We start from the raw sequence: 14,574 nt of genomic DNA, 5'->3' as shown, positions 1-14,574 counted from the left end.
GAATACCGAACTGATCGCAGCGATCCATCGTTAATACCTCAAGACGGGCCGCTAGACTTGCCCGTACCAGAAGCGTTCCCTGACCGATTGGACTTCTCAGTTCAGGAAGTTGAAGGATTAGGGAGGGTCCTTCTACTCAGCGGTCAGATAGAGGTGGATGACTCGTCTCGCTTCGCTTCGTACTTGTCGGACATGAAGGAAAAGCCTGACCTAGTAGCTCTTCACAGTCCGGGAGGAGTGGTTTCAGAGGCATTATCCATCGGTAAGAGGATTAGAGAGGCTGAGCTTGCTTCTGCCGTTCTCGCTGGCGCAATGTGCGTGTCCTCATGCCCTTACATTCTAGCGGGCGGAGAAGATCGCATAGTTTCACTTCGCGGCCTTGTGGGTATGCACCAACACTACTACGACCAGCCTCGTTTAATACCTGTCGTCTTCGCAGTTGAAGGCATCCAAAAGGGGCAAGGAGAAACGATGCAGCACCTCATCGACCTGGGCGTGGACCCGTCGCTGATGCTGTACTCGCTGAACACTCCACCTGAAGAAATCTATGTGCTCGTCGAAGAAGAACTCTTGGATACACGCATAGCAACTCAAGTAATCGACTAACGCGCAACACCGAGGAATTTGTCTTGTTCAAGATTCTAACAATTGCTGTGGCTCTTTTCGCCACGACTGCCGCTGCTGGTGGCCTCCAAGTACGCGACGCAGACACTATCGTTGTCGATGGCACGCCCGTCCGTTTGAACGGCGTGGACGCGCCAGAGCTTGGCACTCGGTCTGGTCAAAATGCTAAACGGTGGATGGTTAACTTCCTGCGTGGCAAGAACATCGAGTGTGAACTGAATGGTGAGCGCACCTATGATCGCTGGGTTGGTGTTTGTTACGCAGACGGACAAGACATTGGGGCGGCCGTGATAGCAGCTGGACATGCTTTGGATTGCGCTAAATACTCGGGAGGGCGCTACAGGCAATTGGAGACCCCGGCAGCGAAAGCACGTCTTAAGCGGGCCGGTTATTGCCGATAACGTGCAAGCGCGCCTTGGGGAGCGCTTATTTGGCCAAAACCCTTACGCATCTCTACAGCGCCTTCCGTGGTGACTAAACGGGGGAAAGGGCATGGACAGGCGCGAACTTGCCGTTGTCTCTTCGTTTGTGCTGCGGCCTCTGACTTGGTCAAGTTTGATGTTCGGGCAGGATGCCGCCCGCGATGGTGTCTGGCGTGACAGCTATCCTCCAGTCACACTTGCGGGGGTGAGACTAACCCTGCGTTGATGAAGCGGCAGCTGGCTCACTTGCCGGCTGCGATGACGGCTCGCTTCCCGCCGCCGAAGAAGACTTCGACAGAACATTGTGCAGCAGGTGATAGGGCGCATTGTCTACAAACTTCTGGGCCGCGATTGGGTCGATTTCTCGATCTTTCCCACTATTTTTTATGATATAACGAACGAAAGCCGCAGCAGTCACCGCAGTGATTGTGCTCAGTGTTATTGATGCAAACTCAACCATTCTCGCTCTCCTTGCGCCCAATATAGGCGTCTTCCGGGGAAAATGCGAATCCCAGCGCCATCAGCGACTCAACTCCCCTTTGATTTTTTGATCAAAAAGTTCGATGTAGTCATCAAGTAGCTCCACGTCATCATTGGCAGCATCGCTGCGCTTCGAGAGCCTCCAACGACCATAGGCCACCACACCATAAACAAAGGCTGCCATAGCTATCACTGGCCACGTAACAGAAAAGGCAACAGCCTTCAGAAGAGTGAAGCCTATGGCGCCAGCTCCTACCGTGACAGCTGCATTCTGGAGGCCGTTGAGAACTTTCTCATCGCCTCGCGCAGCATCAGCGCCATTCATCCGTCTTTCTTTTCTAAATTTTTTGAACCACGACTTCAGCGTTCGGGCTACATTCGGATCGTTCAGATCCAGCATGCAATCGCGCATATCGGTCTCGCCGTAAGGATCTTCCAAGAGCTGTGATATCGTAACCTTGATACCTTCCCATGGTGTTCGATCACCTAGCCTCTCCGCCGAGGCCATTGCTACCAGAGCAACACTCAGGGTGTGCTGTGGTCCATTATTCTGAGGATCCACATCCTGCGACATGAAATAAGCTCCAACTAATAAACTATTGATTGCATTGCATACCTGTCGAAGCAAGAACATTCGCCGCCCTCACCTTGTTGCAGACAGGCGAGAGCCTAGGGTCAGGATGCATTGATTTTTAACGCGCTGCATGACTCACGGCTCGGAATTTGTGGTCTTCCCCCAGTGAAGTGGTCCTCCACTATGTTTAGGAAAACGGAGGAATCACATGGGGAACAAGCGACCCAAGCCAGAGGAAATTGTCACGAAGTTACGACAGGTTGAGGTCCTTACTGGGCAAGGTATGCCGCGTCTGGATGCGATCCGGCAAATTGGTGTGACTGAACAAACCTATTATCGCTGGAAGAAGAAATACGGTGGTATGGGCACAGACCAATTAAAAGAACTGAAACGTCTTCAGAAAGAGAACGAGCGGTTGCGCAGAGCCGTTTCCGATCTGACGTTGGACAAGCTGATCCTGGCGGAAGCTGCAAAGGGAAACTTCTGAGCCCCGCTCGTCGCCGAGCTTGTATTGATCGGGTGCGCGCTGAGTTGCACGTCTCGGAACGTCGGGCTTGCCGCGTCCTGGGACAGCACCGATCCACTCAACGAAAGGTGCCAGTCGGTCGTCAGGATGAAGACCTGCTGGTGGCCGACATGATCGAGCTGGCGCGTCAGTATGGTCGGTATGGCTATCGTCGCATTGCGGCCCTGCTCAGAGATGCAGGCTGGCATGTGAACGACAAACGGGTTGAAAGGCTGTGGCGACGAGAGGGGCTGAAAGTGCCAATGAAAAAACCAAAGAAGGGACGGCTCTGGCTGAATGACGGATCGTGCGTCCGGCTTCGGCCGGAACACCGCGATCATGTCTGGTCCTATGACTTTGTGCATTGCCGAACCGACGACGGGAAGGCTTTCCGCACATTGAACATTATCGACGAATACAGCCGGGAGTGTCTGGCCATCCGCGTGGATCGCAAGTTGAACTCGGGAAATGTCATCAACGCCCTGAGCGACCTGTTGCAAATTGAGCATAAGCGTGCAAATCCAGCGGGTTTCATGCAAATGCGTGTCAAGGAGTTTTTTCTGTATTTGAAACGACCAGGCGAGCTTATGCGCGGTTTCACTGGTGCGCCTCATCTACATCAGGCTTGTTTAACGGCGTGGATGCCAAGTTGCTCACTATGAGAAGCGGACATTGGTTGTCTAATCGAGGCCATGTCTGGTTCCGATATGCTCAGTAGCCTTTGCTAGTATGAGTTCATTTGTCTGAAGTTGCGTAGCGTCGCGCAAAATACAGCGAGTTGAGCTCAAGCGGAAAGGAGTTGACATAGTCGGCGGCAGTAAGATCGCTGTAGGTTGCGGCAAGGAGCGCATTTTCTTGAAGCGAAAACACACCTACCCAGTTGATCGACTTGATCTTCTCCTCAACGATTTCCGCGATCTTGGAGCGATCTTCTAGTTCTCGCTGTTCCAACCTTTCGAGCACCGCAACAAAGGTGAAAGGAACACTCGTGCCATCCCTCCAGTCTTCATGGTGCCAAACTCTAAACTCGCGAATGGAACGGAAGGCCCGTCCTAGCTCTGAATTTTCCTTGGAATAGGTGTCGAGCACTGCGCGCCGGAATTTGCTAACTGAAACGACAAAGTCGTCTGGAAATGCAAATCGTCCAAAGACACCTTCAAGGGCTCGAGCAAATTCACGTTGCTCCGCCGAATTCCGGCAACCCCGGTTACGCTCCCAAGTTAACAGTAGTTCTTTGCTGATGCTCATTGCTCTAAAAAGGTCTGCGACAAGGTTTTCTGGGCAATTGGCTAAGAAGCAGTTTCTCGGAGATACGCCTTTTTCAAGCTGAACCAATGTTTGGTCGCTTAGGCACGACAAAGCAGTATTCTCCGCTCACGGATTCAGATTATGTGGAGGCGCTCGATACCTTCCATACTATGCTGAAAGCTATCATGGTTAAGGCTTGACCGCTGCGAACGGCGGCAAGCACCTTGAACTTGCCTGCCGTGAGCTTCGAGATGCGGGCGATAGACACTAGGACCGAACAGCATTTGATCCAGTGTCGCCGCTGGTCGCGCTCTGGATTGCGCAAGTTACAGAGGAGGGCGATATGGTAACTCGGCAACCCATCGACAAAATTGCAACTAAGCCGAGCTTGTTGCTGACAAAAATCCGCTGGGAAGTATTTTTGTCATACGATCATTCATTGAGCATATTCGCTTAAAGACCAATTTAGAAGAATTTCTGAAGGGCTTGCAATTGAACTAGCTCAAATTAACCTCGCCAGCTCGGATTCGATTTAGAGAGCGTTTTCACGATAGGGTATTACGATGACGCAAGAGGTAAGCGCGGCTGAGTTTCGAGCCAACTGGGAACAGCAGAGTGATCGCAGCAAGAAGATCGCCCGTGAGGCTGGAATACGGAGATTGAAGGCTGCATATCGGGCTAATCCGCGTGCCTATGCACTCCACTTGTTGGCCGCGATCAATCAAGGACCGTATAAACGTGCTGTCCTCAAAAAGTGGGTGCAAAGCTATCGCTCCGGCGGAAACTCAGTTTCCCTGTCCTTCAGCAAGGACTTCAAGTTCGGAAGGCTTGCGGCAAAAATCAAACTCGACCCCCGCCTGTTGGCTGCTTTAACCAGAGCACCTGGAGATCGACACGGCATAGATGCCGTCGATGTCTTGCGCCGCAGTATCGAAGCCAACCCGCGTGAGTTTTCGAAAAACGCTGGCTTCATCTTTGACCGACGGCTTGCCCAGCGCACCTCGAGAACCGACGGCCCCACTATCGGAATGCCAGGCTCTTATCGTCCGGGAGAAAGCGACTTTGAGCTTTTCAACGACATCTCCTCCACCTTGAACTTCACAGAAGACGTTCAAACAGCGCGTTCATACTTTCAGATGGAGGTCGACACCAACCTCTACCCGCCGAATGTTACCTATGAGGGATGGGGTAGTATTCAGCTGGGGGACAAGCCAAAAGACGAAGTCCGCACAGAGGCAGGACTAAGCCCAGACTTCGAAGAAGATCTCTTTCGAAGAGTGAACGACACGGTTCGTGAAGGTGTACAGAATGCTTTGGCAGATGCACAAAATGAACTGACGGATATCGAAAAGCACAATGAGAGGGTCAAAAACCTGACCGAAGAGGTGAATGGAGCGGCCCAGATCATCTCCTTTTTTGATCCCGAACTTGGGTCAAAGTTCAGCGCTCTGGCAAATGGGGGCCTTCAGATCTTCGATGGTATTGGCTCGATGTACGCGTCAGGTGGCCTGAGCTTCAGCGGGGTGGGCAGTGTCCTGAGCGGAATATCTGCGATCTCGGGCGTGTTCGGGGATGCGGGCCCCACAGCAGACGAAATTATTTTGGATGCGATCTCGCAGGTCGTTGAGCTGCAAATTGAAACACTGAAGCTGCTGACGGAAGTCAAGCAGGACATCGCGGTGCTTCAAGGGACTGTCGATTACCTGATCGAGCTTTCCCAGCAGAACACTCAGGATATTCTCGACAGTATTGATGACGTCAAAGATCAACTTGACCTTATGACAGATCAACTGCTTTCGCTGAATGCTTTGATCAGGTCTAGCTTCCGGGATGAGGTGCTGCGCAACGTCAGCCTGGATGAGCGCGCTGCGGACATTCTCCGAGATCCACTGAGCCAATTTTATCAAATGGCTGAAACACGACCAGATACCTACGCTGATTTCCCGCAAGAACTGAAAGATGTCTATCTGAGACTGCGCTTTTATCTTCAAGACCTGGTCAAGCTCTCAACAGATCTGGACATCATTCGCACACCGACCTTCATGCTTCAGGAGAATGTCTTCACTCGCCCTATCGAGCAGCTGGAAGATATCATTGCCCTCCCTGTCGAAGAACGCATAGGCTTTGCTCAGCATGCGGCGGCTTTTTTTGATAAAGCCAGATGCGGATCTGAAAACAAAAGCGCTGGGTCGGAGGCTTGCAGCAGCACTGGAGGAGATCGGCAACCCAGCCCTATTTTTCAACGTGTTCCTGACGAGGTTCATCCTTAACCGCGGGCTTCACTATGATCCAGATAGTCTGGATGGCTTGGCAGATAGCCTGATGGATCAGGTTGAGAAGGTGCAGGCTGTTGTTGACGCGAGCCGCGACCTGTTTGTCCATGCGGTCAAAGAACTCCAAGATCAGACATTCGCCTTCTTTGATCTGACGCATGAAATGCGTCAGGAGATCAGCTATGTTTTCATACCAGGCTTGGACAATCTCTCGGACGAGGGCAGCGAACTCTATTGGGAGCTCTACATGGGCGGCCTCGGCCTTGAGACTCGCCCCGGAAAGCCCACTGTTGAGCAGAGACTTGTCGATATCATCACCAATGCGCCGCGCGACCGCCTTCTAGGTTTTGGACAGAAACTAGGCCTTCTGGAATACAAGGAGGTTGTCCAATCGACCACAACGCGGAGAGTGACCTTTGTGTTTGAAAGGCGCATTGTTCACCATATCGACTACGACGACTATGAACTTTTCCGCTCGCAGTCTCTGAATTGGGACTTTCCCTATGAGTACGTGCTGAATGAGTGTCGATTTACAGAGCCGGGAAAGGAAGTTCTGGCATCTGCTGGCTACGACGGACTCGAAACGCTCTACGTAAGGGCCAAAATCAATAGATACGTTGTAGCCAGTCGCGTGCGCGGGATCCGAGATATGAGGACCCGCGTGAAAAGACTGAATGGGAGTGTCCCAAATTACACGGTTACCCAGCAGCACCCACACCCCATGCATGTATGGGACGAGGAGCGGCTGGAAATCACTAATGACGAGCTCGAAACACTGCGCGCAATTCTTCTGTCCTGGATACCCTGGATGCTTCAGAACGCGGCGGACAAATGGCGTGACCTGGTGGCTACTTCGGATACCAAGGCGAATGCAGAAAGGCTCCTGAAAACCAAACTTGCTGCCGAAACCATTATCAGGATCGCCTATGGACGCGCCATTGATACCAGACCCGCGTTTGCTCGGCTGTCAGAAAGCCTGTCTAACGGAATTTTTGATAGCGCCAGAGTTCCGGTGTTTGACCGGGCGCGCGACGGATCGGAGACATTCATGCTGATAGAAGGCATCGAAGAGGCCGATTGGCAGCTTGAACAGTTTTTGAAACAGCAGCCGGACTACACAAAATTCAAGGATTACTCGTCTGCGTTTGCAAGCCTGGCAGATGCTGGTGTTTTGATTGAGTCTCTCAAAAACTAGGAGCTCTGCAACGCTGTCCTCGCCTTTAAGGCCGTCCAGCACGATCCTGATCTTCTCTTCTGCGGAATACTGTTTGCGGGTCACACGGCGAATGTCCTTTACGACCTTCTCACCGTGGCTCTGTTTGGTTCCGGGTTTCTTTCTCATCTCCACTCCTTGGCGGTTACGATGAGCCAGAAACCCTCTCTTATCAAATCGACCTAAACTGTCCCATTGGCGCTGACGTCAAACAAACGAGACTTGGTGAAATTCCGAACTCGAAATTACCCGCACTAACTGTGAGCAACTTGGTTGAGCTCCGTTTGCACGTTCAAAATCATCAGCAAACTTGTTAGTTAGTTTTCAGGCAGATTGAAATACGCTTACCGGACCCGCAAGGACAGAAGTCATTTTTACTGAATTGGTCTTTTGAATTCCTTATTTTTTTGTGGGCGTTTCTTCGATTTACCCGAATGGCGCTTCCGAGAACATCCTTGTAGAAGGCCACTTGTGGAGGTACTTGTTCGATAACCTTGGTCCCGAACCTATAGGCTTCTGCAAGGAGGAACCTCGACTTAGTATACTGAGACCAACCGCTATCTTCGTTTAGAGAGTTTTCACAATAGGTCGTAGCAACCGCGACCTTGTTAAACATTGTTGGCACTAGCGTCTTGTCACAGGTGGTCGAAATAAGGTCCCCAAAATTAGGATGCACAAACTCAGAGCAGAAATTGTAGTATGCTCGAATACCCGGTAATTTCTTGTCAACTTTGTCGATCTGGCCTAAGATATTTCGGGCTTGAAAACCGCGCCCCCACAAGTCCGGTTCATCTCTTTTGGGATCTGTGTATTCGGTTTTTTTTCCCATTTCTTCGAAGCTTGTGAACTGATGCGCTTCCCAATCAAATCTCGTTCCAAGCAAATCTGCTATCACATCCGCCACCTGTACTAGCTCCTCAAAGCTCTTGACCTTACCAGACGGGACGATGGCTAGTGATTTGTCTTTAACTACTTCAAGCGCTGCGAACCTTTCAACGACACCTCGGAGGTCATTAATGTCTTCAGTTAAACCTTGTGAGGGATTGGCTAGGCGATGGCATGACTTAACTAGCGTCAGAAGCTTGGGAACAACGGCCATTATCATTTTGTGCGGTGGAGCGCCCGTCTGTCTCGCAAGAAGCGTATTAACTTTGGGACTACCTGATGGCTCCTTCCCCTGTTTTCTCAGGTCATAGACCTGCTTCCCAATTGCGTTGACTTCGTCGTCAAGTGGCCAAACAAATGTCTTCTGGAAGCCCTTGAGAGAATTTAAGATTACAGAAGCAGCCGCTGAACTCTCGGTGCTTAGGGCTTTTCTTGCTTCGAACGTGTCTGATTCATCTAACATGTATTCAGTCCGATTGTTACCGGCCAATCTTCTGGCAACACTCATGCTGCCAATAGCCTCAACACTGCCGAACCTCCTTCGGTAGGTCAATTCTGCCGCTTTAGTATGCCGGTTCACGGCTCGAATGACGAGTTTCGAGCTTCAACAGGATGCGGTAGGGTAGCATAAACTGACCGCAAGTGTTTCTCTGTCAATGTTTGTGCGTTGGTTTGGTAGAGCTAAAAATGTTCCAAGCCCGCAGTCTTATCGACTGCACGGCCATTCGAACCAGCCGAGCGGCCCGCATCTGATGCGATACTCAAAAAACAACCTCTTTTGACAAAGCGTTCTCGCAGTTCAAGTACTTCTCGTTTCTTATGGGCTTTGCCTCTATTTTGAGTTTGCACGGTTATGCTTCCGGCCTTGCATGGTTATGGTGTCGAACCAAAAAAGACTCCGGCTCAAGTATTTGCTTTTGCTTGATAATTTGCCACAACTAAAGCGCGAGTTAAGCGATTCGTGCACGCTTATGCTCAATTTACACCTGTTCATCTTGCGCGGCATCCCTTCGTTCATCAGATCCGACAATGGACCCGAGTTCGTAGCCCAAGCTGTCCGGGACTGGATCGCCGATGTCGGCGCCAGAACCGCTTACATCGAGCCGGGGTCGCCGCGGGAGAACGGTTATTGTGAAAGCTTCAATGCCCGCTTCCGCGACGAATTCCTGAATGGTGAGGTATTTTACAGCCTGCGCGAGGCCCAAATCCTGATCGAACAATGGAGAAAGCACTACTACACCAAACGACCGCATAGTGCTCTGGGTTACCGCCCTCCGGCTCCCGAAACCATCATCCAGATGGACCAAAGGCCGGTCATGCACTAACAATCAAATTGGACCACTTAGGTGGGGCTGATCATTTGACTTTTTGCGGTTTAAGGCCTTGTATCGCCGGTCTCGGGTAACGCAAGACATCTGTGAAGTACGATAAGCGTCGATGTGAGCGTCGCAACCACATCGAAATCATGCTTAGCAGGCTCGAGGACTAGAGGCATGCAGCAATCCACCGTGCGCGACGCCTCAAGGTCTTCCTGTCGGCCGTCGCTTTCGAAGCAACCGTCATCTTCTGTATAAAACCTGATCTAAAAACGGATGACTTCGCGGCCTCGTGTATGATGTGGAGGCACCAACCAACTTGCTACTTTCATGTCAAAAACAATACCCCAGCTCCTGATAGTCAACCGCGTAAAGAGTTTTACACATATCTAAAACAAAACTGGGAACTGATGTCGGACGACCGCTCTTCAATTCCTTTGAAAATTCAATATTGTAATTTTTGAACATAAAGTCAGACAAATCATCCAGCCTGATACTGTCTGTTATGGATTCTAAGCTAAAGCCCAAACGCTTAACGATTTGCAATTGACACCTCGTATGGGCATCTCTCTGATAATACATTGGAAAGTATGTGCAAAGACGCTTCATAGTCCCTTCCGTGCGCCTGTCTTCAGCTCTTAGAGAGCAGAACTCCATATAGAAGTCGTTGTCGCAAACATCGGACAGTAAATTGAATTGCTGATTCAATTTTGGTGGGTTTCCAACCACTGGATTATTTACGAACCAATGGTAATAGTATGACATCCAACGCTCTGCTGGATTACGATGAACAAACGCAACGCGCTCAATAGACTCAGTTTTGATGAAATCCCGCGCATCAGTTGTTGAATTTGGAACCAGCTGAAGATCTTCCGGCCTTTGGTTGTTTAAAGCAGTGAAGCCAACCTTTAGATTTGTAATCAAAAGTAAGTTTTTGTTTTTGTCGAAAAATATCCGCGATCTCATCAGTTGGCCTTATACTTGACTGTAGTTCTCGAGCGCAAATTCGTTTCGGCGTAAGGAAGAGTCAATGATTCTAACTGAATTGATGATAAGATTTTCTGGTTCATTACCCCTTCAGACAGAGTAGGCGCCTTTTCTGGTGACGAAAATTAGAAGAGAAATTACTGTCACCATAGTCCAAGTGTTGCTGGTCTATTTGACTTCTCAGAGGTGGTTCCAAGTGGGAAAGATCAAAGTCCAGCTGGCAAACTTTACGATAGTTTCAACAAACAGGCACAGGAACGTCGGGCGCTAGAGATTGCTTTAGGTTGCAGATGAACGTGGAGAACACCGTTCGTGGCTTTTTTTGACAAAAATCGACGACGTGTTCCCCAACATATTGTTAAATATCTATGTTCGAATGAAAATTCTTGTAAGATGAGCCGATTTTTTGGACGTTGCTCTGTCCTTTCTGGAGCTGGCAACCAAGGCGCTGCGACAGGCGAAACCGTCGGCCAGCGATAACTGCGCTCGCGCGATGAGCACCATACACTACGCGTTTTTCGTCAAGCCTCGACCTTTTTGTTACTTAAATTTTTAAGTCACGCCAACGTGATTGAGTATTGGTGGAAAACCATTTGTGTACTAATTGACGATTTTTCGAAGTTAAATTACGAGACACATCTGCATCTCTAGAGTTGTAAAATATATTCCGAAAGATGCATAACTTAACACAATTCCTAAAAGAGGTTTATTTTGAAGAACGATAATTTCGATCCGTTTTGGTTTCGAAACGAGAAGCGTTGCAAAGCGCTTTGCGCCGAAGCGGCAGGGTATCGCGAGAACACTTTACCTCGAATTACGGTCGTAACACCCGCGTTTCGATCAGGGAAGTACATCCGTGATACAGTTGAGTCAGTGCTTCACCAATACTATCCGAACCTCGAGTACCTCGTTTACGACAGCTGTTCTGATGATGGTACAGCAGAGATACTTTCGGAATACTCATTCCTGGACGCCACAATCGAGAAAGACAAGGGGCAAGCAGATGCTCTGAACAAGGCGTTCAATCGGGCGACGGGGGACATCCTAACGTGGCTCAACGCGGATGATATATTCGCACCTTGGGCGTTGTGGCGGATGGCGCTTGCTTTTGAGAAAAATGATACCGATTTGGTGGCCGGCCAAGTTGTCCTCTTTTCTGATGAAACGCCGCTGTCGCGCCACACTTACGGCCTTGCGGACGGTCCTTTGGTCGAGCGCGAGCTCCTGAATCTCGACGGTATGTGGAACACAGGCCAGTACTTCTATCAGCCAGAGGTCTTCTTCACGCGAGAAATCTATGAAAAAGCCGGAGGATACGTATCCGAGGACTTGCATTATAGCATGGATTACGAGCTCTGGCTGCGGCTGGCGGGTGCTGGCGCAAGAGTATGTGGGATTGGCGCACCCATCACGTTTTTTCGCAAACATGATGAGCAAAAGACCCATCTAGAGGAGGCATTTAGAGCTGAACTCAAGGAAGTTGTGGGCAGCTACGCACCGCGGCTGAATGATTTGCCGGTAAATCCCGGGTATAAGTGGTCCGATAAGCGCCCGGTGATTGTTCTGATCAATGACCTCGGTTTTAAGTACGGTGCCGGTGTGGGTCACCGACGAATTGCTGAAGCATTGCGTTTGCAGAACTGTGACGTTCACTGCTTTTCGTTGGCCCAAGACGTCGGAGATGCAAACTTTTCCAATGTGCGCGACTACGAACACCTCATTCTGTTAATGGAGGGTTTGGACCCAGATGCAGTTATCATCGGGAATTTGCACGGAGCCGAGCGAAAGCACGTGTGGCTTTCAACGGTACTGGACAGGTGGAAGACATTCTTCTTCCTCCATGATTTCTACATTCTCACGGGGCGGTGTGCGTACCCGGGTGCTTGTTCGAAAGCTAAAGACGCGTCCTGCGATGCGTCGTGTCCGACGTCCCAAGAATACCCGAATTTGGAGCCGAGACGTATTCCCGCTGCTTTGTCGCGCAAACGACGCCTTGTCGAGCATCCAAACGCGCGACTTTTGGCAAATTCTAACTATACAGCAGACATTGCGAAAGACATCTTGCTTGGGCGCGGTCTCAGCCGGTCTGAGGTAAGTGACAAAGTCTTTGTGGCAAAACTTGGCATTAACACGCAGCGTTTTTTCCCCGTCGATGCAGACGAGGTTTCGCAACTTCGGGATCGATTGGGTCTCCCCGCCGCAAAAAAAATTATTCTGATGCCTAGTGGAGACTACAAAGATCCGCGCAAAGGCGGAACTGATGCTTGGGCACTATTGGAGAAGCTCCCCGCTGAGAAATTTCATGCGTTGGTAATTGGAAAGGGAGTCCCGTCAAAATACTCTAATCAGAAAATGGTCACTCAAGTTCCGTACCTGAAGGATCTCAATGGACTCGCTGACTATTTCAGAGTAGCAGATTTCGTTCTGACAGCCTCTCGCGACGAGACCTTCGGTCAAACAATTGCTGAAGGAGCTATATGTGGTGCAGTACCGATCAGTCTAAGAGGCGGCGGCGCTCTCCCAGAAATATGTGGTGCTATACACGGGTCCTTCCATGTCCCGCGTCAAGAACCGAGGGACATGGCCATTGAGAAAATGGCAGATTTCCTTATGCAGATGGCAATGGATCCGGATGCTCTTCGGCAACGAAAACTAACCGCCCGTCTCTCTGCTGAAAATGCGTTCAGTCTGGAGGCTCTTTCTCGCAGCTTGCATCTTGCATTAAAACAGTCAGGAATTGTTTCCGAAAAACATCTACCTCCGAATATTAATTTAAGATTACAAACAGATACTCCACCCATCACAATAGTTTCGGGAGAATTCACTATTGAACAGGATTACTTGCAAAGCAGTTTGTCGAGAGACAGGTTTAGTCTTGTTGCCCCTCGATGGCTGAAGAAACCTGGTCGGTTCGAGGCAATTCTCGCCGACAGGCAAAGCCTGTCAAGATTTGTGTTGCGACATCCTTTGAAGTCACCTCGGGTTTTCCTACTGCATCGAATTCGTCGACGAATGGATAGGTTAAATTGACAAGTGGCGTAGCCAGAGGCGGATTGATGGGATGTCGAGGAAGCCGAAGAGTAGAGGAACTTTCTCGCCTTTTCATGCGGCCAGCCCGGAAAGTCCTCAAGTATCCTTTGAATCTTATTAACTCAATTCTAGGTTCGTTGCAGTCCGCAATAGCGGCTTCAAATCCAGTGTTAGGTGGCGCGTTCCACGCAGTAAAAGAGTTGAAAGACTACACTGAAGCCAAGGTTGACCTCGTCGGTGACCTTGGCCAGTAGGCAGTATAGCAAGCGCTAATTAAAGCGCCGCAAAGCGGAGATACAGAGGCACCATCTGGTTGCGAGAGGCCATGCCAGTTGAAAGCGCTGGAGCAAAGCTGGAGCTTAGTTCGAAAGGGCTAACCAAAAATGATGAGGAGCAGCGGTCCATGTCCCGGCGCTTTTTGTGCCTGTTAAATAACTCGCCATCTTCTCTGAGCAATTTGAGTAAAAGGGCGATCACACCCTTCGCTCTATAATCGCGACTTATGTTAAATCCCAATCAGTCTCTGGATCGGGGGAAAAAACCGCAAATCTTATACCTGAGATTAAGTTCGACCTGCGATGGTTGCCCGGCATTCTACATGAGAATTTGACATGAAAAAGCTTGCGACCATCGACCTGCCCAAAACAAACGCCAACGCCTTTGAAGTGCTGGCGCGCTGCCAGTCCGCAGCCGAACGCGCCGGAGTCGAACAAGCCAGAATTCAGGCCTTTCTGGAGGACGCGGTCCAAGGTGACTATGAGCACCTCTTCCGCAATGTCAAAAGCCATCTTGCCGCCTCAGACGCGAGGGTGTGATGCGATGGGCTGGTCATTCACCAGCCCACCGCTTCAATTCTCCCAAATTTTATCTCATACACGTTGCTCAGATCCGCAGCTTGCAAATGATTGGGGAACAAGCTCGCAAAACCGGTGCGAATTTCCGACAGTTTCCGGAAATCGAATGTTTCTGCCGTGTATGTCTTGAACGACGATCTGCGCAGTATCACTATTAGACTAG

General features: G+C 50.2%; 12 protein-coding genes and 3 pseudogenes. 8 read left to right on the top strand and 7 right to left on the bottom strand.

The window, feature by feature from the left end; all coding sequences use genetic code 11:
* Positions 1 to 57 precede the first annotated feature (57 nt).
* The 3 genes from AVO44_RS15705 (at position 58) to AVO44_RS21335 (ending at position 1,272) form a co-directional block, all read left to right on the top strand.
* Positions 58 to 606 (top strand): COG3904 family protein, encoded by a 549-nt coding sequence (locus AVO44_RS15705; protein WP_157769999.1) that lies wholly within the window; start codon positions 58 to 60, stop codon positions 604 to 606.
* Positions 607 to 629: 23 nt separating this feature from the next.
* Positions 630 to 1,025: a thermonuclease family protein gene (locus AVO44_RS15700; protein WP_233421997.1), complete on the top strand. Its 396-nt coding sequence runs from the start codon at positions 630 to 632 to the stop codon at positions 1,023 to 1,025.
* 91 nt (positions 1,026 to 1,116) lie between these two features.
* On the top strand, positions 1,117 to 1,272 hold the full coding sequence (locus tag AVO44_RS21335; protein WP_169794863.1) for a hypothetical protein: 156 nt from the start codon (positions 1,117 to 1,119) through the stop codon (positions 1,270 to 1,272).
* Here the strand turns inward: AVO44_RS21335 and AVO44_RS15695 are convergent.
* Both AVO44_RS15695 and AVO44_RS15690 read right to left on the bottom strand, forming a co-directional pair.
* Positions 1,258 to 1,506: a hypothetical protein gene (locus AVO44_RS15695; RefSeq protein ID WP_068338720.1), complete on the bottom strand. Its 249-nt coding sequence runs from the start codon at positions 1,504 to 1,506 to the stop codon at positions 1,258 to 1,260. The genes AVO44_RS21335 and AVO44_RS15695 overlap by 15 nt on opposite strands.
* A 60-nt stretch (positions 1,507 to 1,566) precedes the next feature.
* Positions 1,567 to 2,100, bottom strand: a complete 534-nt coding sequence (locus AVO44_RS15690; RefSeq protein WP_157769998.1) for a hypothetical protein — start codon at positions 2,098 to 2,100, stop codon at positions 1,567 to 1,569.
* Between the two features lie 208 nt (positions 2,101 to 2,308).
* Between AVO44_RS15690 and AVO44_RS20730 the strand changes: the two are divergent.
* A pseudogene (locus tag AVO44_RS20730) lies at positions 2,309 to 3,099 on the top strand (IS3 family transposase); the annotation flags it as partial.
* 241 nt (positions 3,100 to 3,340) lie between these two features.
* On the opposite strand, the gene AVO44_RS15675 reads toward AVO44_RS20730, so the two are convergent.
* On the bottom strand, positions 3,341 to 3,940 hold the full coding sequence (locus AVO44_RS15675; RefSeq protein ID WP_157769997.1) for a hypothetical protein: 600 nt from the start codon (positions 3,938 to 3,940) through the stop codon (positions 3,341 to 3,343).
* A 476-nt stretch (positions 3,941 to 4,416) separates the two neighbouring features.
* Between AVO44_RS15675 and AVO44_RS15670 the strand changes: the two genes are divergently transcribed.
* Complete coding sequence (locus AVO44_RS15670; protein ID WP_068338707.1) at positions 4,417 to 6,123, top strand: hypothetical protein; 1,707 nt, start codon at positions 4,417 to 4,419, stop codon at positions 6,121 to 6,123.
* On the opposite strand, the gene AVO44_RS21605 is transcribed toward AVO44_RS15670, so the two are convergent.
* The 3 genes and pseudogenes from AVO44_RS21605 to AVO44_RS15660 all read right to left on the bottom strand — a co-directional run bounded on the left by AVO44_RS21605 (position 6,086) and on the right by AVO44_RS15660 (position 8,732).
* Positions 6,086 to 6,286 (bottom strand): hypothetical protein, encoded by a 201-nt coding sequence (locus AVO44_RS21605; RefSeq protein ID WP_233421996.1) that lies wholly within the window; start codon positions 6,284 to 6,286, stop codon positions 6,086 to 6,088. The two genes, AVO44_RS15670 and AVO44_RS21605, sit on opposite strands and share 38 nt — an antisense overlap.
* Positions 6,287 to 7,321: 1,035 nt before the next feature.
* Positions 7,322 to 7,468: pseudogene (locus AVO44_RS21600) on the bottom strand (IS3 family transposase); the annotation flags it as partial.
* A gap of 184 nt (positions 7,469 to 7,652) precedes the next feature.
* Positions 7,653 to 8,732: a hypothetical protein gene (locus AVO44_RS15660; RefSeq protein ID WP_068338701.1), complete on the bottom strand. Its 1,080-nt coding sequence runs from the start codon at positions 8,730 to 8,732 to the stop codon at positions 7,653 to 7,655.
* Positions 8,733 to 9,207: 475 nt separating this feature from the next.
* Here AVO44_RS15660 and AVO44_RS15655 point away from each other — a divergent pair.
* A pseudogene (locus AVO44_RS15655) lies at positions 9,208 to 9,549 on the top strand (integrase core domain-containing protein); the annotation flags it as partial.
* Between the two features lie 324 nt (positions 9,550 to 9,873).
* On the opposite strand, the gene AVO44_RS15650 reads toward AVO44_RS15655, so the two are convergent.
* Positions 9,874 to 10,464 carry a hypothetical protein gene (locus AVO44_RS15650; protein WP_169794862.1) on the bottom strand — a complete coding sequence of 197 codons (591 nt, stop codon included), beginning with the start codon at positions 10,462 to 10,464 and terminating at the stop codon, positions 9,874 to 9,876.
* Positions 10,465 to 11,238: 774 nt separating this feature from the next.
* Between AVO44_RS15650 and AVO44_RS15645 the strand changes: the two genes are divergently transcribed.
* Positions 11,239 to 13,557 (top strand): glycosyltransferase, encoded by a 2,319-nt coding sequence (locus AVO44_RS15645; protein ID WP_157769995.1) that lies wholly within the window; start codon positions 11,239 to 11,241, stop codon positions 13,555 to 13,557.
* 611 nt (positions 13,558 to 14,168) lie between these two features.
* Positions 14,169 to 14,372, top strand: coding sequence for a hypothetical protein (locus AVO44_RS15635; RefSeq protein ID WP_068338690.1), 204 nt, complete (start codon positions 14,169 to 14,171; stop codon positions 14,370 to 14,372).
* Positions 14,373 to 14,574: the final 202 nt, after the last annotated feature.

This window comes from Ruegeria profundi, assembly GCF_001507545.1.
Lineage (GTDB): Bacteria > Pseudomonadota > Alphaproteobacteria > Rhodobacterales > Rhodobacteraceae > Ruegeria > Ruegeria profundi.
The sequence above is the reverse complement of the archived record's forward strand: the minus strand, read 5'-3'. Positions and strand labels throughout refer to the sequence as shown.